This window comes from Vibrio sp. Isolate25, assembly GCF_022398025.1.
Taxonomy (GTDB): Bacteria; Pseudomonadota; Gammaproteobacteria; order Enterobacterales; family Vibrionaceae; genus Vibrio; species Vibrio coralliilyticus_A.
The window spans coordinates 461,367-484,805 of record NZ_JAKEUT010000001.1; the positions used below are offsets into that span (position 1 = coordinate 461,367).

Annotated in this window: 19 protein-coding genes; 9 read left to right on the forward strand and 10 right to left on the reverse strand. The window is 42.9% G+C overall.

Annotated features, from left to right (window positions below):
• The first annotated feature begins 61 nt into the window (after positions 1-61).
• On the forward strand, positions 62-763 hold the full coding sequence (locus L1D15_RS02090; protein WP_239874509.1) for a response regulator transcription factor: 702 nt from the start codon (positions 62-64) through the stop codon (positions 761-763).
• Positions 764-850: 87 nt separating this feature from the next.
• Here L1D15_RS02090 and L1D15_RS02095 read toward each other — a convergent pair whose 3' ends face one another.
• The 3 genes from L1D15_RS02095 to L1D15_RS02105 form a co-directional block, all read right to left on the reverse strand.
• The gene (locus tag L1D15_RS02095; RefSeq protein WP_239874510.1) at positions 851-1,423 is read right to left on the reverse strand and encodes a helix-turn-helix transcriptional regulator; all 573 of its coding nucleotides are present in this window, start codon (positions 1,421-1,423) and stop codon (positions 851-853) included.
• A 59-nt stretch (positions 1,424-1,482) separates the two neighbouring features.
• Positions 1,483-2,349: a class A beta-lactamase gene (gene bla / locus L1D15_RS02100; RefSeq protein ID WP_239874511.1), complete on the reverse strand. Its 867-nt coding sequence runs from the start codon at positions 2,347-2,349 to the stop codon at positions 1,483-1,485.
• 65 nt (positions 2,350-2,414) lie between these two features.
• Positions 2,415-3,392 carry a hypothetical protein gene (locus tag L1D15_RS02105; protein WP_239874512.1) on the reverse strand — a complete coding sequence of 326 codons (978 nt, stop codon included), beginning with the start codon at positions 3,390-3,392 and terminating at the stop codon, positions 2,415-2,417.
• A 111-nt stretch (positions 3,393-3,503) separates the two neighbouring features.
• Here L1D15_RS02105 and L1D15_RS02110 point away from each other — a divergent pair, with 111 nt between their 5' ends.
• From L1D15_RS02110 to L1D15_RS02120, 3 genes are all read left to right on the forward strand, one after another.
• Positions 3,504-4,907 (forward strand): PLP-dependent aminotransferase family protein, encoded by a 1,404-nt coding sequence (locus L1D15_RS02110; RefSeq protein ID WP_239874513.1) that lies wholly within the window; start codon positions 3,504-3,506, stop codon positions 4,905-4,907.
• Positions 4,908-5,259: 352 nt separating this feature from the next.
• Complete coding sequence (ampC, locus tag L1D15_RS02115; protein WP_239874514.1) at positions 5,260-6,411, forward strand: class C beta-lactamase; 1,152 nt, start codon at positions 5,260-5,262, stop codon at positions 6,409-6,411.
• 200 nt (positions 6,412-6,611) lie between these two features.
• On the forward strand, positions 6,612-7,250 hold the full coding sequence (locus L1D15_RS02120) for a CatB-related O-acetyltransferase (protein ID WP_239863869.1): 639 nt from the start codon (positions 6,612-6,614) through the stop codon (positions 7,248-7,250).
• 131 nt (positions 7,251-7,381) lie between these two features.
• On the opposite strand, the gene L1D15_RS02125 is transcribed toward L1D15_RS02120, so the two are convergent.
• Complete coding sequence (locus tag L1D15_RS02125) at positions 7,382-8,380, reverse strand: 2-oxoacid:ferredoxin oxidoreductase subunit beta (protein WP_239874515.1); 999 nt, start codon at positions 8,378-8,380, stop codon at positions 7,382-7,384.
• Complete coding sequence (locus L1D15_RS02130) at positions 8,370-10,211, reverse strand: 2-oxoacid:acceptor oxidoreductase subunit alpha (RefSeq protein ID WP_239874516.1); 1,842 nt, start codon at positions 10,209-10,211, stop codon at positions 8,370-8,372. Before L1D15_RS02130 ends, L1D15_RS02125 begins: the two co-directional genes overlap by 11 nt.
• A gap of 262 nt (positions 10,212-10,473) precedes the next feature.
• Here L1D15_RS02130 and L1D15_RS02135 point away from each other — a divergent pair, with 262 nt between their 5' ends.
• The gene (locus L1D15_RS02135) at positions 10,474-11,406 is read left to right on the forward strand and encodes a LysR family transcriptional regulator (protein WP_239874517.1); all 933 of its coding nucleotides are present in this window, start codon (positions 10,474-10,476) and stop codon (positions 11,404-11,406) included.
• 154 nt (positions 11,407-11,560) lie between these two features.
• Here the strand turns inward: L1D15_RS02135 and L1D15_RS02140 are convergent, their stop codons facing one another.
• Positions 11,561-12,613 (reverse strand): alpha/beta hydrolase, encoded by a 1,053-nt coding sequence (locus tag L1D15_RS02140; RefSeq protein ID WP_239874518.1) that lies wholly within the window; start codon positions 12,611-12,613, stop codon positions 11,561-11,563.
• Between the two features lie 284 nt (positions 12,614-12,897).
• Here L1D15_RS02140 and L1D15_RS02145 point away from each other — a divergent pair, with 284 nt between their 5' ends.
• Entirely contained in the window at positions 12,898-13,317 is a 420-nt protein-coding gene (locus tag L1D15_RS02145; RefSeq protein WP_239874519.1) for a hypothetical protein, read from the forward strand.
• A 159-nt stretch (positions 13,318-13,476) separates the two neighbouring features.
• Positions 13,477-15,831, forward strand: a complete 2,355-nt coding sequence (locus L1D15_RS02150) for an ATP-binding protein (protein WP_239874520.1) — start codon at positions 13,477-13,479, stop codon at positions 15,829-15,831.
• A 4-nt stretch (positions 15,832-15,835) separates the two neighbouring features.
• Here the strand turns inward: L1D15_RS02150 and L1D15_RS02155 are convergent, their stop codons facing one another.
• Positions 15,836-17,689, reverse strand: a complete 1,854-nt coding sequence (locus tag L1D15_RS02155) for a hybrid-cluster NAD(P)-dependent oxidoreductase (protein WP_239874521.1) — start codon at positions 17,687-17,689, stop codon at positions 15,836-15,838.
• A gap of 149 nt (positions 17,690-17,838) precedes the next feature.
• Positions 17,839-18,609 (reverse strand): carbohydrate deacetylase, encoded by a 771-nt coding sequence (locus L1D15_RS02160; RefSeq protein ID WP_239874522.1) that lies wholly within the window; start codon positions 18,607-18,609, stop codon positions 17,839-17,841.
• A gap of 202 nt (positions 18,610-18,811) precedes the next feature.
• On the opposite strand from L1D15_RS02160, the gene L1D15_RS02165 reads away from it, so the two are divergent.
• Positions 18,812-19,720 carry a LysR substrate-binding domain-containing protein gene (locus L1D15_RS02165; RefSeq protein WP_239874523.1) on the forward strand — a complete coding sequence of 303 codons (909 nt, stop codon included), beginning with the start codon at positions 18,812-18,814 and terminating at the stop codon, positions 19,718-19,720.
• 83 nt (positions 19,721-19,803) lie between these two features.
• Here the strand turns inward: L1D15_RS02165 and L1D15_RS02170 are convergent, their stop codons facing one another.
• Entirely contained in the window at positions 19,804-20,937 is a 1,134-nt protein-coding gene (locus L1D15_RS02170; protein ID WP_239875103.1) for a multidrug effflux MFS transporter, read from the reverse strand.
• Positions 20,938-21,034: 97 nt separating this feature from the next.
• Here L1D15_RS02170 and L1D15_RS02175 point away from each other — a divergent pair, with 97 nt between their 5' ends.
• On the forward strand, positions 21,035-21,808 hold the full coding sequence (locus L1D15_RS02175) for a helix-turn-helix transcriptional regulator (protein WP_239874524.1): 774 nt from the start codon (positions 21,035-21,037) through the stop codon (positions 21,806-21,808).
• A gap of 42 nt (positions 21,809-21,850) precedes the next feature.
• On the opposite strand, the gene L1D15_RS02180 is transcribed toward L1D15_RS02175, so the two are convergent.
• A complete protein-coding gene (locus L1D15_RS02180; protein ID WP_239874525.1) occupies positions 21,851-23,374 on the reverse strand; it encodes an EAL domain-containing protein in 1,524 nt (507 codons plus the stop codon).
• Between the last annotated feature and the right edge of the window lie 65 nt (positions 23,375-23,439).

Below are 23,439 nucleotides of genomic sequence, written 5' to 3' on the forward strand. Positions count from 1 at the left end.
AGTGTTAAAATTGCTTATAATTTCAGATAATTAACCATTGCTTTTGTAGGGGAAGCTGAGCGTGGCAAGTGTCGCTTCAAAGATAAAAATAGCAATACTGGATGATCATGAACTCGTATTACAGGGTATCAAGTCCTACTTAACTAATGAAGAAAGCTTCACTATCCTTGGTACCTATACAAAAAGTAGTGAATTGCTTAAAAGCTTTATCCATAACTTACCAGATGTGCTTGTTGCTGATTATGAGCTGACACCCGATGAGAACGATGGTGCTAATTTAGTTCGTTCTATTCACGCGAAATTTCCAAGTGTCAAAATCATAGTCATGTCCAGTCATTTTAATACAGGTATCGTTTCGTTAGCGTTACGTGCTGGGGCAAAAGGATTTGTTGGGAAACATCAAAGCCAAGAAGAACTGATTAAAGCAGTCAAAATGGTGTGTAAGGGAAAGCTGTATTTAGAACGAAATATGGCAGAACAAATCTCTGAAAATAGGGGTGTTTCTCTAAGTCTCAATAATGGCTCTTCTCATACATCATTGCAGATGACCCCGCTGATTAAACAAGGTGAGCTCACCACCCGCGAGAGAGAAGTAGTTCGATGCTTAATTTCCGGTATGACTGTGTCTGAAATCGCTGCTAAGTTTTCTCGGAGCATTAAAACAATCAGCACACAAAAGGTAAATGCTATGAAAAAACTCGGTGTGAGTAGTGATAAAGAGCTTTACCAAATAGAATTTAAAGAGATAGATAGACAAGAATAAACCTACTATCCTGTACTAATTTAGCTCTGAACTAGCAGAGTAAAGCGGAAGTTTAGATCGAATCTGAATTAGCACACTTTAGGTAACTTACTCTTCTATCTCATTTTTGGTCGGTAAAGGATGGGCTAATAGGTCGCTATAAAATCTAGATTCCGAAAATTGGAAATTTATAATGGATTCATCGGATTGAAATGTAGAACTCTTAAATTCTAACTCAGTGTTTTTACCAGTCACCATATAATCATTATGGACAACTATGGAATCAGAGGAAATGGTGCTTAATTCACTGTTCTTAAAGCTTAATTCTACACCTCCAGACATAATATGGTTACCATAGTTGTCTAAGAATTGATTTTTCGTATAAATGATTTTTGGATACAGGTTATATGAGTCGCAATCTAAAGCTAGAGTGAAGAATAATATTGTTACTATTTTTAGAGCTCGATGGGTTTCAATATTATTTTTTGATTTCGGTAATAGTGTAAGAGTGTTAATGTCTAAAGTGGCTTGTAGAGATTGAATAGTTTCTTTTGATGCTATACCTGTTTTCTCTACTCTTTGGATAGTACGAATACTCAAGCCACTCATCATAGCAAGACTCTCTTGAGTCAATAATCGCTTTTCTCGAATCTCTTTAAGTTTATTACCATCAACTTTCATAACGATTACTGTATGTAAGTAAGCCCAGAGAGAATATTCGATTCCGGGCTATTTAAGAGTTATTGATACTTATTGAATATTACTTCTCCCAAATCCGCAACAACTTTGTCTCGCTCCTCAAGGGATGTTTCACCTTTTCTCACATACATCGAAATGAGCACCGGGGAGCGAGTATCAGACCACGCCATGGAAATGATTCCTCGGACACCATAACTGCTTGCACCGGAGCGATCCGCGATTTGCCATCCTTGAGGCAAAGAGGCTCTAAGTAGTCCATCTGCGACTTTGTTTCCTTCCATCCAAGTTAATAACTGCTGCTTTGATGTGTCAGAAAGCGTGTCACCAAGCAAGAGCTCTTGTAAGCTTTTTGTCATTGCATTGGTAGTGGTTGTGTCCCTGTCATCACCAGCCACATTGAGAGTCAAATCCGGTTCGTATCGATCGGAGCGGAATGTCTCGTCCCCTATTGAACGCATAAACTTTGTTAAGCTCAGTGGGCCACCAACGGCTGATATTGCATAGTTAGCCGCTGTGTTATCACTATATGCTGTTGTGGCATCACAGGCTTGTTTCAAAGAAAAGTCTTTCCCTACATAATCTTGAGTGATTGGAGAGTACTCTACGATATCTTCTTTACTCAACTTGATGCTATCATCAAGCGACAATTGCTGATGATCGACTTTATATAATACATTTGCGCACGCTAAGGCTTTGATAGTGCTGTTGAAATGAAATCGCGTGTCACCATTTATAGACTCCATTTCGTTTGAGCTTGTATCTAAAACCGTGACCCCGACTTCCCATCCTTTTTGCTCATAATATTGAACTCTCTCCTCCAAATCAGACGCTAGTGCGTTTGTTGACATCAAGAAACAAGTTGATAGAACGGCTAAGCGCGCCGATGTATAGCTGTAAGGTTTTTTCATAATTAGTTATTTCGAGTGTTAATCAATCTATTTTATCTAATTTTTCAGTGGCTTAGGAACGGTCTTCATGCAAGAAGAAGGGGACGCATTATCAGGAACATCGCTACAAATGGGATGATCAAGATACTCCAGAAAGCCTTATTTGCTATTGGAATGCCTTTATGGGCAGAAATTACGACTCTTAACCCCAAAAGCACATGCACTAATAAAGCTAAAACACCTAAGCTATAGTGCACGACCAATCTAACATTCCATGGATCTTTCATTAGACCCGGAGCATAAACCAACCAATCCCAATTGGTGTCAAGTGACAGCACTCCTCTGCCTAAACCAAGAACGGCGGTGACGTGTGAAGCTAAAAAGACCATGACTAATAAGCCAGTAGCGAGTTGAGTGGTTCGGTATCCGTCACTGAACTCTGCCGCATGCCTAGAAAGTAAAACGAATCCAGAAGCCATTTGAAAAATAAACACACCAATTAAGAAGATTTCCACGATTGGGTGTCGATAATAGTGTCTGAGATTTTCCATCAATTGGATATGAGTTTCACCGCCCCAGTTTGCAGAAAGGTGATTGATAAGGTGTGCAGTAATGAAAACAAGCAGTACGAGTGCACTTATGCCATGAGCTACTCGTAGGCCGGCAGGTATAGGCTTACTCGGTGAAATGGACGTGCTAGAAGGCTTGAGTAATACTAGCGCAGCAATGAGCCAGAACGTATAGTAAACCACTAGTTCTGCCGTCATTCCTAGGCCAATCATATATAGAACAACCCCAATCAGCGTAAACAAAGAGGGGATGATGACGCCAAGTAGAGCAAAGTTTCGCTGTGCTTTTTCGGTATCATCCAAAGCTGGTTTCTGTCTGATCGAAATCGAGAGGTAAAGGGAGTACAACGGAGTTGTAAACGCCAGAATCAATCCAATATAAGAAAAAATGGAGCTTATCTCGCCTACATTCCCCAAGTAAAACAATTTAAGGAACCAAGGGTAGAAAATAATGAGTAAAATTAATTTATAGAAGGGGATAGGTAATGGGCGCATTTAGTGATCTCCTTGCAAATTGATCTGCATATTAGTGTCACATTTCTCCCCCAAACAGATCCAAATCCTTGCAATCATTTAGAACCACTTTGTGTATTTTCAGGAAAACCTATGCCACTTTCGTTGCACTTCCAAATGGGAAAAATTACCAGTAAACGTTTGTACTCCGCTTTACATCAAGCCATTGTTGAACACAGGCTAAGGCAGGGGGAAAAGTTACCCTCAACGCGAGTTCTAGCAAGGAAGTTAGGCATTGCCAGAAATACGGTGATTTCAGTTTACGAGCGGCTTGAGTTTGAAGGTTTGGTGATACAAAAGATCGGATCCGGTACGTACGTCAGTGCTGCTTCTCACGGCAGGAAAGAACCCTTTGAAGGGAAGCCTCGCGACTACTCGTTAGGCATGTTTGGTTACAATTTAGATGATGAGCCAACAATAATGGCAGCCAAACATCTTACCTACGACTTTACGCTTGGCATTCCTGATCATCAAAGAATAGCGAAACATATCTGGCGGCATTCTCGCCTAAGCCGCTTAGATACATTGACGCCGGAGTTTGCCTATGGTGGAGATATCCAAGGGTTGGCATGTCTAAGAGAGTCTATTTGCGAATATGTCAGGCATTCGCGCGGCGTGATTTGTGAACCAGATGACATTATTATTACTCAAGGGGGACAGCAAGCTTTAATGACCACGTTAATGACGCTTTTGTCCCCGGGAGATCAGGTTGCAATGGAAGACCCTGGCTACCCCGTTTTTAGGAAGCAAGCTCAACTGCTTGGCGCTAAAGTTGGATTTGTGCCGATGGATGGAGAGGGCGTTGTCGTAAATGCACTCCCTTCCAATGCAAAGTTATTGTACACAACGCCAAGCCATCAGTTTCCGCTTGGTTTCGGTTATTCTATGGAGAGAAAGCAAGCGTTACTTAAATGGGCAGAAACGGCAAATAGCCTAATTGTTGAGGATGACTATGACGCAGAATATCATTACCTGAATACCAATAAGCAGGCACTCAAAGCACAAGACAGCAAGGGCAGTGTCATATTTATAGGTAGTTTCTCAAAAATACTGTTTACAGGTATACGTATAGGTTACTTAATTCCTCCGAAGCCTTTACTTGAACCAATCAAGAAAATGTTGTGGCACCTTGGTCGAAGCACGTCTGTTGTCTCTCAAATTCTTCTTGATGAATTTATGCGTGATGGTCACTTTAGTTATCACTTACGGAGTATGAATAAGTTGTATGAGGAAAAATATCATCAGCTGACACAGTTAATTGATGGTGTTGACGGCTTTAGCCGGATTCCAAGTCAAGGTGGATTGCACGTAGCGGCAAATGTTACGACGTGTGCTGTGGAGCTATCCCGCAAATTAGAATCCTTAGACGTGGCGGTATATCCAGCTGCTCATTTTTCAGTAGAAAACCAATCCAATGCTGTCTTGTTTGGATTCGGCAAGATAAGCCCACAGTCAATGGATAAAGCATTTTCAATCATTAGATCATTAGTAAACTAGCTTTGCTTGTATCAATAATCAGCACCCTGCGTAAATGATTGACAAGGCAAATCACGATCAATATGAAGTGAGAGCAAGAAAAGTACACCACTGACATCACATGCTCTGCCTGCGGTCTTAGTGAGGTGATTTTGTAAAATTAGGATTATTCCTATTTTTTTTATGTGAAGGGAGATCTAAGTTTAGCAAACTTTATTGAATAGATGGCTTGTCAGGCCGACCAAGGATGTAAATTAGTCGTGCATACTTGTCCTTCTGGTAACGACTTAAAATAATTTTTCCGAAGTAACCCTTAGTTGTCTGATCACGCTGCAGATAACATTTAAAAATTGAGAAGATGATGAAGAAAAGAATGAAATTGCACATCACGTTAGCCACTATTTGTTCGTTCAGTACTTTTATGGCTTTTGCGAGCTCTGAAGCGACCATAGATAGCAAATTAAAAAATATCGTAGATGAAAATGCGGCAGAGCTGATGAAGGAGTATGCTATCCCAGGCTTAGCTGTGGCAGTCACGGTAGATGGTGAACGTTACTATTACGATTATGGCGTTGCCGATAAAGAAACCAACAGCCCGATAACCAATGAAACCATCTTTGAGCTGGGTTCAGTGAGTAAGACTTTCGCGGCAACTTTGGCTGGCTATGCCGAGCAAAAGGGTAAGTTGAATATGGGGGATAAAGTTTCGGCTTACATACCGGAGCTGAATGGTAGCCCTCTAGGAGAGGCTAAGTTACTACACATCGCCACCTATACTGCGGGTGGGCTACCTCTTCAATTTCCTAGTGAAGTGACCGATCATCAGGGCATGATCAATTATTACCAATCTTGGCAGCCTGAGTTTGAAGCAGGTGAACAGCGGAGGTATTCAAACCCTAGCATCGGTTTGTATGGTTATATCGGTGCCTTGAGTATGAAGTCTGACTACGCTGAAATGATGGAAAAGGTTATTCTCCCTAAACTTGGAATGGCCAATACGTTCGTAAATGTTCCTAGCAATTTAACGCACAAATATGCCTTTGGATATAATGCAAAGAATGAAGCAGTGCGAGTAAGCCCAGGAGTGCTTGACGCTGAAGCTTATGGTATTAAATCGACTAGTGCGGATATGCTTCACTTTATCGAAGCGAATATGGGAAAAATATCTCTAAGTGATGATATCGAGAAGGCGATAGAAAGCACACATAAAGGGTATTTTGATGTTGGCCCATTCACCCAAGCCGTTGGTTGGGAGAGTTATGACTACCCGGTTTCACTTCAAGATTTATTAAAGGGGAACTCAAGAGAGATTATGTTCGCTTCTAATCCAGTTACTGAAAGCCAATCTAGTAAACTAGGAGGTGCTGCTTGGGTCAATAAGACAGGCTCAACAGGTGGTTTTGGCGCGTATGTGGCGTATGTACCCTCTGAAAAAATTGGAGTAGTGATTCTAGCCAATAAAAGCTATCCAATTAATGAAAGAGTGGAAGCGGCTTACGACATTATTAGTGCTATCACTCAATAGATAGAAAGCGCTCAACGTTAACAGCTCAAATTAACGTTGAGCTTGCTCACACACTCCCCGATATTGAACCGATAAAAGATCCATGAGGTGTTGAGTAACATATAAATTCACTGACAAGTCGATATACGCTTTGGTAGGATTGATGCTATATCTACGGTGATTAGAAAAGTTCAAAATCTCTATTTTTATCTGGAGTTAAAATGAAAAACAAGCACTGGTCGAAGACCACTTTGCTGCATGAAGTCGTGACGAACCCTAATATCACTATTAAGGGTAAACATAGCTATTACAGCGACTGCTGGGACGCAGGGTTTGAAGAGTCTGTCGTCAGATATTTACAAGGTGATGAGGGCAGCCGAGATTGGGAATTAAAATGGAAGGTTGATAAGTTACATATCGGTGACTTCGTGTGTATTGCGCCTGAGGTTGTGATCGTGATGGGTGGTAATAGTACCCACAGAGCAGACTGGCTATGTTTATATCCGTTTATGGACTTTATCGAAGAGGCGTATGTCGGAAAAGGCGATACACATATTGGTGATGGAGTATGGATCGGCATGAGAGCCATGATCATGCCTGGTGTCAATATTGGAGAAGGGGCGGTTATTGCTGCAAATAGTGTAGTTACTAAGGATGTAGAACCTTATAGTATGGTGGCAGGTTCACCTGCTCAGCATGTAAGATATCGTTTCACCAAAGAAACCATTGATGATTTAATGGCGTTGAAAGTATATGACTGGCCGGCAGATAAAATTGAAAGCCTAAAAAGGTTACTATGTTCAGATGACATTGAAGGTTTGAAAAAAGCCAGCGCAGAATATGATAGCAGAGCAAGCTGAACACAAGACCACCATTATTTTTTGATCAAACAAAGGAGGCTGAATATATTCGCCTCCTTTGTTTATTTTTGAGCTTTAAATATGATTATCAAACAAGCCAGTTAGGACTGGCTTGCCGATTTTCAATAGGGTCAACACACACGTTGGTAACTGTTGTGTTTGAGCAGAGTGAGCAGATCACCTTGGCCATGTTTCTCAACGGCTGCTCGTTGTTGATGACGAATCACTTGGTCATAGGTTGGGCGGTTAACTGACCGCAAAACACCGACTGGAACAGGAAATTCAGGATAACTCAAGTTAGCCAGAGCATAAGCATAGTTTGGGTTATCACTATTGGGTAAGTGCATCAGAAGATTAGTAGTATCGGATTCCACAACCTCAAACCCAAACCCTTTGTTGGCCAGTGCTTTGGAGTGGTGTCTGCCATACAATAAGGGTTCATTTTCCTTGAGGTAAAGCAAATGTTCATTCCTATTTGCTGGCCCGTTATAGGGCTCATGGACTTTGTCATTGAAAATAACGCAGTTCTGTAATATTTCAACAACCGCTGTTCCAGTATGGGCGGCAGCGGCTTCTAGAACCATGGTCATATGGGTAGGATCATTGTCAGAGGTTCGTGCAAGGAAAGTGGCACCTGCAGACGCTGCTACGGCCAATGGTTTTAGTGTTTGGTCAGGCGAGCCCTCTGGGCTTGATTTGGAAACAAACCCTTGCTCACTGGTTGGAGAGTATTGACCTTTCGTTAACCCATAAACCGCGTTATTAAATAGCAAGATCTTAATATCTTGGTTGCGTCTAATTGCGTGGATAAAGTGATTACCTCCAATACTTAACGCATCACCGTCACCGGTCACGACCCACACATCCAGCTCTGGATTGGTCGCCTTAACACCTGTCGCTATCGCTGGCGCTCTGCCGTGAATAGTGTGAAACCCATAAGTTTCCAAATAGTAAGGAAAGCGAGAAGAACACCCGATACCAGAAATGAAGACGGTATTCTCTCTGGACCGTCCCGATTTTGCGAGTACTGACTGCATGGTTTTTAGAACATTGAAGTCGCCGCACCCACGACACCACTTCACTTCAACATCAGACACGAAATCTTTGCGGTTGAGTTCATTAGTCTTCATGTTTGATTTCCTCTTGGTAATGCTGAATCGAATCTATGACATCTTGAACCTTAAATGGCAGCCCCTTAACTTGAGTGATGCTGTGTGCGTCAGTGGAAAATTGAGCTCGAATGACATTAACTAACTGCTGATTATTAAGTTCGAAGACGATTATGTGCTCATACTGACTGATGATGTCCGCGAGGTTTGCAGGAAAAGGGTTGAGGTATTGGATATGGGCATGAGCCACTGAGGCGCCTTGCTTTCTTAGTTGTGATATTGCGGTTGCTATTGTGCCCTGAGTGCCTCCCCAACTAATGACTAAAACAGAATCTTGAAGATGCCCGACTAATGACTGCTCTGGTATGAAATGTTGGATATTACTAATTTTGTGGGCTCTTTCCTCGGTCATACGTTGATGATTTTCGGGATCGTGAGAAGGCTCACCTGTGATTGATTGTTTTTCTAACCCTCCAATGCGGTGCATTTTATTTTGGGTTCCTGGAGTCACCCATTCGCGGCTGAGGTAGACCTCATCACGCATATAGGGCTGAAATGGTGTTGAGTCTGAATGTGACGGTTTCGGACTTAAAGTGATGTCGTCATGGTTAGGGATGAGCCATGACTCTGAACCATTAGCTAGATAACCATCACTTAATAAAATTACAGGTGTCATAAAGGTTGTAGCAATACGACTTGCTTCTAAGGCCATTTCAAAACAATCCGCAGGTGACGCGGCAGACAGAACGGGCAGTGGAGAATCTCCGTTCCTGCCATATAAAGAAAGTAATAAATCGGATTGCTCGGTTTTGGTTGGCAACCCTGTTGAAGGGCCACCGCGCTGAACATTAACAACCACAAGCGGTAATTCAGCCATGACAGCAAGGTTAATGGTTTCTGCTTTTAAGCATAACCCGGGGCCAGATGTTGATGTCACGCCAAGACCTCCGGCATAAGATGCGCCTAAAGCTGAGCAAGCGGCAGCAATTTCATCTTCGGCTTGGAAAGTTGTAACACCAAAATGCGCGTAGCGAGACAAGGTATGGAGAATATCTGATGCTGGTGTTATGGGGTATGAACCCAAGAACAATGGACGTTTTAGCTTTTCGGCGGCGCATATCAAGCCTAATGATAAAGCCTCATTGCCAGATACAGTGCGGTAGAGACCATGCTTTTCAGCCACGGGGGCAACCTGATAGCATTCACTGAATATTTCTGTGGTATCGGCGTAATTGAATCCGGATTTTAGTGCCAGGATGTTCGCATCACGAGCTTGTGGTTTATCAGAGAACTTATCATTCAACCACTGGATGGTTGGCGCCATTGGGCGATTATAAATCCAGCACACAATACCAAGCATAAAGAAATTCTTACTGCGCTTAACTATTTTTGGCGCAATATTCAGCTCAGCAAGCGATTGCACTGTCAAGCGGGTAAAGCTGTCGGCAATGACCCGGTAGTTTGCCAAACTGTCATCGGTTAATGGATCAGATTGGTATCCGGCAAGTTCAAGGTTCTTGTTATTAAAGCCATCCACATCAATAAGGACGAGTCCGCCACAGGCTAACTGTGAAATCTTGCTTTTCAGTGCCGCTGCGTTTAAAGCAATCAAGACGGAAAATTCATCGCCCGGTGTAAATATCTCGGAAGAAGCGAACTGCATTTGGAAAGCTGACACACCCGATGTGGTACCGGCCGGAGCGCGTATTTCTGCTGGGTAGTCAGGTAATGTCATTACATCATTACCTTGCTTTGATGAGTTATCTGAAAAGCGCTCTCCTAGCAACTGGATACCATCCCCTGAGTCTCCGGCAAAACAAATGACTTCGCGTTCGAGTTGAATTATCGTCATAAAACCTCTGACTTTCATTGTTCAATATAGGTATAGGTGTTGCGATTTTTTGACCAGAAAATCAATAAGCGGCAAGGACGAATACAACTCTGAATTTTCAAGGTGTAGTGCAGTGCTGACTTATGAGATATCTAGCCTAAAAGCAAAAATGTTAAGGTGTGGAATTGAGCCTTGTCACGGTATACTAGGAAAGATTACGGGGCACAGAAATACATTTTTCATCACATTAGATGTGAACTTATTTCACTAATTATTGGTCGGTATGGATAAATTAAATTTATTAAAACTGTTTATATCAGTCGTTGATTTAGGCAACTTCACCTCGGCTGCGAATCAGCTCGGGCAGTCACCTTCGACCATCAGTAAAGCCATTGCCAGGTTAGAGCAAAACTTGGGTGTTCGCTTGATTCACCGCACAACGCGTCAGGTTAAGCTCACTGAAGCTGGTTTTAATTACCTAAACACGGCAAGAGAAGTGGTCGATATTCTTAAAAACAGTGAGGAACAATTAGCTCAGAGTACGAGTTCACCTTCGGGGACACTTCGAGTGAATCTCCCTCTTTCATTCGGTCAGCACTATATTGCTCCTCTGATGCCCGAGTTTTGTCGCCTCTATCCAGAGGTGAAGCTGGATCTTAGCTTTTCGGATGAATATACCGACATACTGGAAAGTGGCATGGACATCGCCGTACGAAGCGGAAAGCTGAATGACAGCAACCTCATTGCTAGACGTTTATGTCCTATTGATTTAGGCATGTTTGCCAGCCCAGAGTACTTACGGGAAAAAGGGCGGCCTGATAGCGTTGAACAGCTAAATGAACACAAATGGATCATGTATCGCTTTAAACAATCTGGGCGTTTACTGACCATGGTGATGACGTTCAACGGGCAACAGATAGAAATCAATCCAGAATACCAAATCACTGTAGATAACGGATATGCGATGGCCACATTGGCTAGCCTTGGAGCGGGTATCGCTTATATGCCTCATTACCTTGCGCGAGATTTAGTCCAAGAAGGAAAGCTGGTATTAGTGTCGCAACCACAAAGAAACCCAGAACAGGCTGTATACCTATACTATCCGTGTCGTGACTTTGTGCCCGCTAAAGTGAAAGTGTTTATTGACTATGTGGTTGAAAAGCTAGAAGAGCAGGGAGAGTCTATGAACAGTAGTTGGATGTATCGAAGTGGTTAAGCGCAATAAGTGAATATCCCAGCTTTCAATTCGTTGTCATGCGCTCAATGCATGACTGTACTTAATTTCAAACTCTGACGATTTCAAAATACCCGTTATGCTTGTGAAAACATAACGGGTATGGGTTTCACTCTACGTTCTTGAAGTCAGGGGGTCACTTAAGATTCGATTTTAAGAACTTGGCGAGGCCTTGATACACTTGCTGCCCTTCAGGGGAGTTGGGAATCATTGTGTATTCAACATGTGAAAGCCCTTCTAAGATGTGTAGCTCCACCGGGATTTCTTTTTCCAGCAGTTTTCGGTGTGTTCTTAGTGTGTCACTTAACAGTAGGTCTCGTGTGCCACTGACTAAGTAAGTGGGCGGGTAGTTTTCAAAGCTACCATATATTGGTGACAGGTATGGTGTCTTTAGATCTGTGCCATTTGCATACAACAAAGCGGAAGCTTCTAGCCACCCATCGTAAGTGTTTAATACGCGGTCAATCCCATCTAAAGTATGGAGCGTGTCGCTGCTGTCAGAGAGATCTGACCAAGGTGAACCTGCATATAAGGCTCCAGGCATTGGCAGCCCCATTACTTGGAATTTTTGTAGTGCCGCCATACTTAGCCCGGCACCGGCAGAGGAGCCGCCAATTGCGATTTTGTTAGCCGGGTATTGGTTCAACAGGCTTTTATATACCTGAATAGCGTCATTGAGTGCAGCAGGGTAAGGGTGGCTTGGTGGCATTCTGTAATCCACAGCAATAACCTTTATATTGGCTGATGCAGCAATGAGTGCGCCTTCATACGCGCCAAGAGGGCCTGAATTAAACACATAAGCACCGCCATGCAGATATAAGAAAACAGATTGCGGTTCTGTCTTGTCTGCTTGTGGTGGGGAGAGCTCATAGGTCAGTACGCCTCCCACATTACGCTCTGTTGCTTCAATTCCGAACCAGTCTTCTAAATTTTCTAACGTGATCCCTGCTCCATCAATAGTTTCAATTAGCTCCTGCCATTCTTGCTCATTGGTTGGTTTGCTCGCCGTAACTTCTTCAGGGTAAACGTAACCTTGCTTTATGGCGTTTTGTAGCTCTTCGCTAGCAGCACTTGGGATAGGGAATTTGTCTAAGCCTGTTGTGTCTGCAGCACAACCAGAAGCGTATAACAGTGCGGTTGTAGAAAGAAGTATGTTTCTCACTAATGAATACGAGATTAAACTTTGCATATAAATGGTTTCCAGATGGTTGAGTTAATATGCGGTGAATGAGGTTAGCATTACACGTAAATAGTAAAGGGTTGAAAATAAGAAGATTCTTAATTTTATGGCTTTTTAAGTTAAATGCTTTAAAAAACAAATGCATATATATAAATAAATATAAAAATAACGACTGTCATATAAAAGTCATAGGGTAATTCTAGATGTGAATAGATCGGGGGAATTAATATCGTAAAGCGACACAATATTTCATTTGTGTCCTTTAAAAACACAGAGTTCACCTTGGAGGAATCATGAAAAGAAATGTGATGATGAAAAGTATGCTAGTGTGCTTTTTGTTCTCGGCACCGTCATTCGCAGTGGAAATAAGCGCAAATAAAAACTATCAAGTGCGAAAGTATATTGGAAATGCCGAGATTTTATTTGGACCCGAAGAAAAGTTTGAAATAGAAGCAGACTCTATTTCTGAAATAGCGGGAAAAACCATTTATTCAGGTAGTGTATCCATCAAGATATTGCGTAGCGGTGAGGCTCTAGGAAAGATGGCTGAAGTGGCTTCGAGTCAAAATAATGAAGGTGCTGAGTACCTAGAAACCATCACAGTAGAGGATAAGTATCTGATCGCTGAATCGGATCGTGTCACACTATATCGATTGGCAAATGGGGGAAACTTGTTAAAATCAGATGAGTTTACTTTGGTTCGTCGTCATTGAATTGTATGACGTACTGATAGGATATTTTTAGGCCAAAACTGCAGTGAATGTAGTTTTGGCCTCGTTAATTTTAAGGTGATGACGCGGCAATAAGCTCAGTTGTTCCTGTTTACTATTGATTGCTCTTCCACTCGCTATGACTGGTACTGGCTCACTTCTATGATTGCACTTTTATTCAAAATCGCTCGACTCCGTCGTAACTTTGTTACGCTGTTAATAATGATACTTTGGGTGATGCCGACCCAGGCTCATGAGTTGTTCAGTCAAGAAGAAAAACAGTGGATAAGGGCTAACCCTGTTGTTTGGTACGCTTATCCTGATAGTTGGCCAGTCGACTTTGAGCAAGAAGGGCATCATGTTGGGTTGTCAAAAGATTATCTGGATATTATCTCTGAAATTTCTGGTTTAACGTTCCGCGCAGTGTCAGATGATACGGCCAATGGTAACAGCCAAACCGTTGATTTGATTTCGCTAGTTTCACAGCGTTTTGCAATGGAAGATAAACATTGGCTACTGACTATCCCCTATCTAAATGTTGGGGCCTTAGTGGTTTCGAAATCAGACAAAGCTACCGTTTATTCCCTTAAGCAACTCTATGGTAAAAAACTTGGTGTACTGAAAAATAATCGTTTCTTTAGTGATTGGTTAACTAAGCATCATCCCCAAATCATATTGGTTGAATTCGAGGATGCTCTTCATGCCATCGAAGCTATTGAAGAGGGCGATGTTTATGCCGTTCTAGATACAGAACTCACGATGCGTCCAATTGTGCAGCGATATGCTCCGATGAGCCTATCCATTACGGGTAGCCTACCTGAAGCTTCTATTAGTCTGAGTATGGCTGTAGGTAGTTCAAAGCCTGTGTTGCTCTCTATTTTGAACAAATCGCTTCAAGCATTGACCGCTGAGCAAACGGAGAAGATTTTTAATCAGTGGGGTAACACTCTCCAATTGGGAGTTCCTCCAGTAAAAACGGTGCTGTATTACTATCGCTATGAGGCTGTTACATACAGCATTTTAATCTGTGTGCTTTTGGTTGCCATGCGTCAGGTTTGGATAAGCCGACGACGAGCGCAAGCCAGTGAAAAGAGTAAAGCCCGTTTTCTTGCTGTCATGAGTCATGAGATTCGAACGCCATTGAATGCGGTAATGGCTTCCTTGGACTTACTTAAGCAATGTGATACACCACAACAAGAGCAAAAGTACCTAAGCTTAGCGCGGCAATCTGCGAACAACCTAATGGAACTGTTAAACGACATTCTGGATTATTCGCGTTTAGAATCTGAAAGTATGACGATTCGCAAAGAGGCTATTGATGTTGGGGAACTATTAAAGTCGGTTTGTGATAGTCATCAGCCCTCAGCAATCAACAAAGGTTTAGTGCTGAGGTTGAAAGAAAGGACTGACGCCGAAAAACTTTTCATTAAAAGTGATGCTCAACGATTAAGGCAAATCCTGCATAATCTAGTATCAAATGCGATTAAATTTTCTTCTAGTGGAGAAATTCTTATGTCGTGGGAGGTTGTAAGAAATAACGGTGAACCCTCTGTAGTCATCGATGTCTGTGATGAAGGGCAAGGTATTGAAAAAGAAGCGCAAGCCAAAGTGTTTAAAGCTTGGGAGCAATCAAATAGTGGAGTGAGCCGGGGTGGAAGTGGGTTAGGGCTATACATCTCAAACCAGTTTGCGCAGTTAATGGGAGGAAAGTTAACTTTACATAGTGAGCTGGGCAAAGGAACGCGAGTATCGCTTTCATTGCCTTTAGAACTGGCGTCCGAACAAGAAATGCACGCTTGTTCTGTTGAACAAAGCGGTGTTCAATTTAATGATGAAACCTCTGTCTTAGTCGTTGAAGATCATCCGGTAAACCGACAACTTATTTGTGAGCAGTTGCGCTCTTTAGGATGTCATGTGGAGAGCGCTGACACTGGGGAAGCCGCACTGGCACTGCTTGAAGATGAAAACTATTACAGTATGATTTTACTGGATTGTCATCTTCCTGGTTATAGTGGTTATCAGGTGGCTGAAAAGATACGCGATAGGGAAGCACAACTTGAATTAGATCATACTCCCATTGTGGCCATCTCTGCGCTAAACGAGCAAAAGCATGTTGAAAAGTGTTATGCCAGTGGTATGGATGACGTACTTCATAAGCCGATAAGTTTTGAAAACTTAGTTCCGGTTTTAAATAAGTGGTGTGAGCAAGCGGCCACGATGGCTACGGCCTTGTCTTCTACACAGTTATTTACCCAAGAACAATGCACACTTGTCGAAGCCGATTTGAGATCGTTGGAACTGGCATTTAACAATGGAGACATTAAGCATCAGTTGTATTACGCGCACCGCCTTCATGGGGTTGCTCTGATGTCTAAAAACGCGGCGTTTATAAAGAGCGCCGCGCGCTTAGAGAGTTTGCTGCGAGAGAAAAAGCCCATATCGGCGCAAGAAGGCGCAGCATGGTGCAGCAAGTTAGCATGGCAAATTTTAGCCTTATCTCAAGATAAGACTGAATAATACGCTATTTAAAGCAAACGAGGTTTATGTCGGTGTTAGGTACCGCACAGCACGCCAACACCTGACCTTGTGCTTTTTCACTGTCTTGAATTGCGGGGGCATCGGCTTGGTGCACGGAACCTGATTTGACGGTGCATTTACACGCTCCGCAGAATCCGGCTCTACAGCTGTTGGAGATGGAAAGACCAGCAGCTTCGGCTTGCTCAAGGATAGTGCTCTGGTTGTCACCTTCAAATACCACTCCATCTAGGCAAACTTTGACCTTTTTATAGGGCGGCAAGGGGGCTCTTGAAATACCAAAGGTTTCTTGGTGATATTGTTCTTCTCTTAGTCCGTTGGTTAGCATTAATTTTTTAATATTTTCCATGAAGCCACTAGGCCCACAAACAAAGACTTGTCGTGAGCTCAAGTCTGGAATTTGCTTCAAATGGGAAAGATTAAACCGCCCTGCTTGTCCTGGCCAATGTTCTGATGGCTTGCTGAGTAGGTAGGTAATCGTCACATTCGGGTGGTGCTTGCTGATGAGTCTCAGCTCTTGTTTGAAAGGCATATCATCTTCGGCCACGCATTGGTGATAGAACACGATGTCACGAGTATCATTTCTATCTGTTAAGTCACGCAGTATCGACATCATAGGAGTTACCCCGCTACCCGCTGACAGTAATAATAGAGGGGCATTTGACGCTTCTGAAAGGTGAAAACTCCCTTTTGGCTGGTCCGCGATAATTGTTCCCCCGGTTTGAAGATGATCAAGCAGCCAATTGGACACTTTACCTCCATGGACTCGCTTCACCGAAATTGCCAAGCGTTCTGGCCGAGTTGGACTAGAGGAGAGGGTATAGGTTCGTTTTACGCGCTGATTATCGATCAACACTTCAATTGGAAGGTGCTGACCAGCTTTGTAGCTTGGCGTGTGATCTGTCTTGGGCTTGAGCCAGAAGGTCTCAAAATCTTTTGCGACGGTTTCTCTGGCCACACAAATAAACTCTTGTTGCTTCGCATCGAGATCTTCGTAGCGTTCTTTGGCTTTATATTCAAGCACCTCAACGATGTCATTGGTTGAGATCATCCCTTCGTTTTTTGCGATAAGATTCTGGCCAAAAAATATTTTTCCATCCTCGTTGGCTCTAAAACGAGAGAAGGTCGTGAGTGGCTCCTTGTTTGCTCTGAATGCGCCTTGATCAACATTGAGTGTGGTTAATATACAGCGCTCACAAGGCTCTACGGTTTCAAACTCCACGTCACCGATTTTAATCCGCTTCCATGAATCTTCGATAAAAGGCTCATCGGATTGAACGACCAGATTGGTACGAAACTGCGCCATGTTATGTACCTCACTACTTCGCCTATTGAGCTCATCCAACGAGGCGGAACTAATGAGCAATAGTGGGAAACCATCAGCAAAACTGACGGGCTGGGCCGTGTCTTCTCTTATCCGGTTGGACTGTTCCCCTGTGAAGATGAGTGTCACTCGTTTGCCTATTACCTTACTGAACCAATCATCCGCTTCATCGGTCGTCGTATAAGCAGAAAAGTGATCTCTCCATACGATTGCGTTGGTGTTGTGCATATTGAAATTAGCATAATGCAATTCAAGTGGAGGCATGCCGGGATAGGTAAAGACGATTCCCGTAGGTCGTAAGCTTGATGCCACCTTAACCATGTTCGGGTATTGACGTGCAGTGACCATCGTCGGGTACTTAGCACTCATTGCTCGGGAGTCACCCACTAGCATTAGCATAAAGCGGCGATCAAAACAGAGGCCTTGCTTTTCGACCCATGATGAAGACAGGGAAATTCCACCAGTGGACTTAACTGGGTAAACATTTATTTGAGAAAGTACAGTAGGATTGACCACAATGTGCCCTTTTAAAATGATGTTTTTGAGGAATGAAATAAAAAGTAGGCTGACGCTAAGAAAATGCTTATCTCAGCCTACAGAGCATAATCAATAGAAAGTATGATCGTTAGCTGCGACAGAATATGGCTTCATAACCGAAGACACACTTACTTAGGATGAATGTCGTTGAACCCAATACACTCGATATCGTTCTCTTTCAACCAGTTGGAAAACGCGTCACTGGTTAAGATCTCCCATTCTTGGCGTCGATGATACGTATAACTAGACAGTTGCTCCAACTCTTCGCTGACTGAATTAGCAGGGTGGCACATTAACTCAATGGTGCCATTCGGCATGGCTTGCTTGTAGGCAGTCAGTATGGCTTTTAGGTGTTCGATAGTGGCGCCTTCTGCAAAAAATCCAGTGTCAAATGCATCTGGTGTAGGTACAGAAAGTCGATTTTGACCAAGAATAAAGGTATCAATCCGTCTTACTGGAAGGCCGATTTCATTCGCTGCTTGGACAAACCCCGCTTTTAGAGGCCGGTATGCGCTAGCAAAATGATGGCTGTCGATGTGGCTGATTTTTAACCCTGCGTCTAGCGCGGCTTGATATTGTGCCAGTAACTCTCTTTTTATATCGTCAGCGGACACCTCTGACTTACTAAATAGCGCTGTCCTCGAGAAAAAATTACCATTTTTGTCTACGAGAGTCGGTATGGCTTCAGGCTTGGAAATAGGCTTGCCTGATGTCACTGTAAAATGGAGCCCAACATGACGAATTAATCCACTTTTGTAGAGTTGTATTGCGTGGTTTACCCCTGGCTGGTTCATCATGATGGTTGTGGATTTTACCGTTCCCGCGCGAAAACAGTCGGCAATACCTAAATTTACTGACTCTGTAAGACCAAAGTCATCTGCATTCAATATAAGTTTCATACGGCATAACCTGAATGATTAAAATGAATAATACTGGCATTAAGCATGATCACAGCAACTCTTTTCTGTAGTGACAGCTTCGAGTTTCTCTCTTACGCCAAACTAAGTATTTTTATGGTGGGTATTAGATTGATTAATTTATAATGTAATTTTTCGTCTAACAAACTAATATAATCCCAATATAAATTAACTGAGGTAATGCATGGGTGTGCCAGCTAACCAACAGCAACTCCTTTCGCTACTGTATACATTCAGTGTGGCTGCTCGTCATTTGAGCTTTACCGATGCCGCTGAAGAGCTTTTCTTAACGCAAGGAGCGATCAGTCAGCGAATAAAAAAGCTTGAGGGGTTACTTAAATTCAACTTGTTTATCCGAAAAACAAGAAGGCTAGAACTTACACCAGAGGGGAGGAGGGTGTTAACTACACTCAATAGTTCGTTCGAATCTATCTTTTCTGTATTATCCGATATCCAAACGGGGGAACTTACTGGCGATTTATACATAGCCACCTCACCTTATTTTGCTTCGGCATGGTTGATCCCTCGCTTACCCTCACTTCGGCGGCAATACCCAAGTTTAAGTATTAAGTTGCAGACGAAGCAGAACCAATCTGATTTTCAGTTTGAACCATACGATGTAGCTATTTTTTATAGCGAAGGGCGTTACCCCAATCACTATAGTGAACGACTTTTTTCTGGCATCAGGACTCCAGTATGCAGCGCCTCTTATGCTCAAGAACTTAACCTTCATAGTGGAATTGAATCACTTTCTCGGGTGAATTTTATTCATAGGGGGGATACGAGTGCATGGCAGTATTGGCTAGATGAAATGGGGGTCAATATTGACTGTAAGAAAAAATGTGACTTTTACAGTGATAACCGCCTAGCAATGGAGGCAGCAGAGTTATCTCTTGGGGTCTTTCTAGCACGGCTAGAGTTTGCTCTTCCCTTAATTAATGCAGGAAAGCTGGTGGCACTTTTTCCAAGGATTGAATCAGGGAAAGGCTACGACCTGGTATGTCCTAAGGGGATGGAAACAAGAGCAAAATTTCAAGCCTTCTCGCGTTGGATTCACGCTGAGGTGAATAGTAAGAATAATCATATGGGCTAATGGGATGGAGCAGTAGAGCCTCGTTCGTTATAAACTAAAGAAGCCTAGCATCGCTGCTAGGCTTTGAGTTGGGAATAATGAAATCAACGATTTCTTGTATGTAACAAAAAAGCACAAATCGTTGCGGCGACACCGCACAGCGTCAAGACTAATCCCAGCGACTGCATGGCTCCAGCCAGACCTAGCCCTATACTTAGCAACAAGTAATAAGCTAGGCCAAATAATGCGCCAGCGCTCCCCGCAACCTCTTTGTAATCGACTAAAGCTTGGCTCAAGATATTTGGTATTGCGATACCAAATGAGATCACAACGCCCATCATAGGTAACAAGAACCACAGTGATGATTGAGTCAGCCATACCGCTGTTCCACCAATGAGCGCGATACCAACGGCGAGTTTGGTCAGTGCCATGGGTGACCATCCCTTATTGAGAAGGTGCTTATTCATCATGCTACCAATAAATGTCGCCATAGCAAGCACTACACCGGAGTAGCCAAAGTCTTTTGCTGTCATACCAATATCTGAAAACAAAAATGGTGCGAGGCTGTAATACCCAAACAACATTGAGTTGAAAATAGCAACCAGTAAGGCGTTTAGCCAAAGTGTTGAGTCTTTTGACATTCGCTTTATCAAGGGCCACATCTGTACCTTAGAGGTTGTCATGGGCCTAGTTTCAGGTAACCCCCATACTGCTATGAGCAATAGAACCATTGCGAGTAGCATCAAACCACTGAAAACACCGACATAGCCATAGTATTCAGCAAGCAACCCACCGCTCAATAGGCCTATGACAGGGCTAATTGAGAGAGCAACCCCCATGACGGAGAATACTTTTGCTAATTCAGAGCCATCATAGCAATCACGCAGCATCGTCTGAGTAATGACCGAACCCACTGCGGCACCAAATGCAGAAATGACACGCGCCAACAACAATATTTCAAACTTGTTTGTGACTAAAGCGAGTAGTGCACCAAGTCCATACGTCAGTAAACCTGCAAGCATAGCTGGGCGTCTTCCGATTAAGTCACTTAGTCTTCCCCAAAACACCACTCCGATAGCAAATGCTAAAAAGTAGACGGAAAGTGTTTGAGATGCTTTAGCATCGCTAACATTAAACTGATGAGCGATATCAGTAAGAGCTGGACTGTAGATTGTCTCCACGATTTGTGGAAACATCATTAATACCACCGCTAGCCATAGAGGCGGAACTTTAGAAATCATAATAACCTCCATTAATTAAGTGGCGGCCATTGTAAAGTTTCGCTTAAAGCTCTGTTATAATAATTAAGACTAAATACATCAAAAATAGGACATTATGGCAATCATTCATCCGCAGCAAGATTTTAATCCTGATTTAATCGATGTCATGGTTGTAGGTGTGGCCTCAAAGCTCGCTGTGCATGACTCTGGCCCACATACGCATCGATCTCACCAACTGCTGTTTGCTCAAGCAGGGTGTATGAGTATTGAATTGGATCAGCGGATATGTCTGCTTCCTCCTAGCCGCGCTGTTTGGATTCCAGCAGGGATGGTACACAGAGTGTTAATGACTGGTGTCGTTGAGTACCGTTCACTTTACTTCTCGCTTGACACTGTGTTGCCTGACTTTGACAAGGTCCAGATAATGGAGGTCAATCCTTTACTGAGAGAGCTGATTGAAAGGATGGCTCATTGGCAATGGGATATGTCCGTGGGTGACCAAAAAACGGTACTTGCTCTTTTTTTGGAAGAAATAAAGAGCGCACCACGCGAATATTGGCAGTTAAAAATGCCGAAACATCCGAGGTTACAAACTTGGTTATCAGACCTTAAACAAGATCGTTTGTTACCTGAACAACTCAACATATTCTCTAAACAAATTGGAATGAGTACGAAGACGGTCAGCCGTATTTTCAAAGCTGAGACGGGCATGAGTTACCAAGCTTGGCGTCAGCAATGGCGGTTACTTAAAGCAATGAATTTATTAGCCGATCACTTACAAGTTAACCAAGTCGCTGATAAATTAGCCTTTTCAAGCGATAGTGCTTTTATCAGTTTTTTCAAAAAACACACAGGGCATACGCCACTCCATTATCAAAATAATGAGTAAGCGGGCGCGAGAAAGAAAATCCTACATGACTGCTCGCCCCGTTTAGAGTGAGCGCTTGCCCAATATGGATTCAAGTTCATCTTTTGGCATTGCTCGATAAAATAACCAACCCTGTGCTTTGGGGTTGTCACAAAGCTGTTTGATATGTGCCAGCTCCGATGGGTGCTCAATGCCCTCAAAAATGAGCGGTTTATTCAATTGGTTTATCATTACAATAATATGTGTAACCAACTCTCGCTTGAGATCATTGGATAGAGATTGTGTAAAAATACGGTCTATTTTTATCTCGCTAAAATCTATTTCCGTCAGCCACACCAAGTTTGCTAACCCTGTCCCAAAATCGTCCAGAGCCACAATAAAACCGAGTCCTTTCGCTTTTTGTGAAAATGCCCTCAGGTAAGGAATATCCAGTTCCACTCTTTCAGTAATCTCAAGTTTAATTTGGCTAGGGTTAATCCCCTTTGAGGCCACTTTATCGATCAGGGAATCAAGGTAGTCCAAGTGAAGTATCTCGTAAGATGAAACATTCAACGCGAGGAAAAACGAGGAGTCCGAACGTAGCAGGGCTTCCATCTCTGATAATGCGGTATCGACGATGAATTCAGACAATTGAGCATAAAGTGATAGCTCCTCAGCCATCTGAATGACAAATTCTGGCGATACATGGCCTAGTCGTTCATCGTGCCATCTAAGTAGCGACTCAACTCCGACAATATGTTCAGATCGGGCATCAACAATAGGTTGGTAGGCTAAATGTAACCGCTTATGCTTGAGAGCTTCTTGAAATCGATGCTCCATGGAGGCACGTCGCTTTTGAACGGAAGCCCACCAATAAGTGAGTAAGGCACTGAGCAAAGCGCATATCAGAACCACGACAATGAGCGCGGGAGCTGATAAATACAAGATACCAGAACGCTTGTTATTTGTGTCTATACAAATAGGCAGTGTGTCACTGCATTGCTGAATCTGTTGATATAGGAAAGGTAGCTCAAAGGCTTCTGAGTCGAGGGCTTCATACGAAGCAAGAGTCTGAGACGGGCCTTGGGATAAAATGCGATAAGAAAAATCAGGAGCCAATCGCGAATACTGAGCATAAAAATCCAGTGATGCAAATGCAGCAATGGAGCCTACTCTAAAGGCAACCAAAGGTAAATCTGCCGGAAAAAGGTTGTTAGTATCTGTATAAATTTGCAGCGCTGAAGTCTCTTGGCTTTGCTTATCAATCAAAGGAGGAGGTGAATCTAAGAGACCCCAGTTGGCGGTGCATACGAGTGTGTCTTTATCGATCAAACCAATGTCATAGACAAAATAATGGTAATTCGCGAGAAGTTGAAACTCATCAATGCTAGCAGAAGAGCATTGCTTAAGTGGCTTTTCTTGAGCTTCATCGATAGCCGTCATCACATTCTGCACAACACGTTCAGTATGGGCGAGTAACCTTTCAGTAAATGCTGACTGCTTGGACAGTTGAAATTGCATAATAGAAAAATTAGCCAGTGCAAGCAGCACCAAAAATGTCACCGTCGCAATGCCTAGTATTAAAGTGCGCATCGTGTTTAGTGACATAGTTTACCTCGTTTCTTCGTGTTAATGATTGAGTGTATCGCTTGTAAGCCAATGCTATTTAAGCT

Bases quoted from the DNA above. Each gene is read 5' to 3' on its own strand.
- L1D15_RS02095 (WP_239874510.1), bottom strand. From the start codon at position 1,423: ATGAAAGTTGATGGTAATAAACTTAAAGAGATTCGAGAAAAGCGATTA.
- bla (WP_239874511.1), bottom strand. From the start codon at position 2,349: ATGAAAAAACCTTACAGCTATACATCGGCGCGCTTAGCCGTTCTATCA.
- L1D15_RS02105 (WP_239874512.1), bottom strand. From the start codon at position 3,392: ATGCGCCCATTACCTATCCCCTTCTATAAATTAATTTTACTCATTATT.
- L1D15_RS02110 (WP_239874513.1), top strand. From the start codon at position 3,504: ATGCCACTTTCGTTGCACTTCCAAATGGGAAAAATTACCAGTAAACGT.
- ampC (WP_239874514.1), top strand. From the start codon at position 5,260: ATGAAATTGCACATCACGTTAGCCACTATTTGTTCGTTCAGTACTTTT.
- L1D15_RS02120 (WP_239863869.1), top strand. From the start codon at position 6,612: ATGAAAAACAAGCACTGGTCGAAGACCACTTTGCTGCATGAAGTCGTG.
- L1D15_RS02125 (WP_239874515.1), bottom strand. From the start codon at position 8,380: ATGAAGACTAATGAACTCAACCGCAAAGATTTCGTGTCTGATGTTGAA.
- L1D15_RS02130 (WP_239874516.1), bottom strand. From the start codon at position 10,211: ATGACGATAATTCAACTCGAACGCGAAGTCATTTGTTTTGCCGGAGAC.
- L1D15_RS02135 (WP_239874517.1), top strand. From the start codon at position 10,474: ATGGATAAATTAAATTTATTAAAACTGTTTATATCAGTCGTTGATTTA.
- L1D15_RS02140 (WP_239874518.1), bottom strand. From the start codon at position 12,613: ATGCAAAGTTTAATCTCGTATTCATTAGTGAGAAACATACTTCTTTCT.
- L1D15_RS02145 (WP_239874519.1), top strand. From the start codon at position 12,898: ATGAAAAGAAATGTGATGATGAAAAGTATGCTAGTGTGCTTTTTGTTC.
- L1D15_RS02150 (WP_239874520.1), top strand. From the start codon at position 13,477: ATGATTGCACTTTTATTCAAAATCGCTCGACTCCGTCGTAACTTTGTT.
- L1D15_RS02160 (WP_239874522.1), bottom strand. From the start codon at position 18,609: ATGAAACTTATATTGAATGCAGATGACTTTGGTCTTACAGAGTCAGTA.
- L1D15_RS02165 (WP_239874523.1), top strand. From the start codon at position 18,812: ATGGGTGTGCCAGCTAACCAACAGCAACTCCTTTCGCTACTGTATACA.
- L1D15_RS02175 (WP_239874524.1), top strand. From the start codon at position 21,035: ATGGCAATCATTCATCCGCAGCAAGATTTTAATCCTGATTTAATCGAT.
- L1D15_RS02180 (WP_239874525.1), bottom strand. From the start codon at position 23,374: ATGTCACTAAACACGATGCGCACTTTAATACTAGGCATTGCGACGGTG.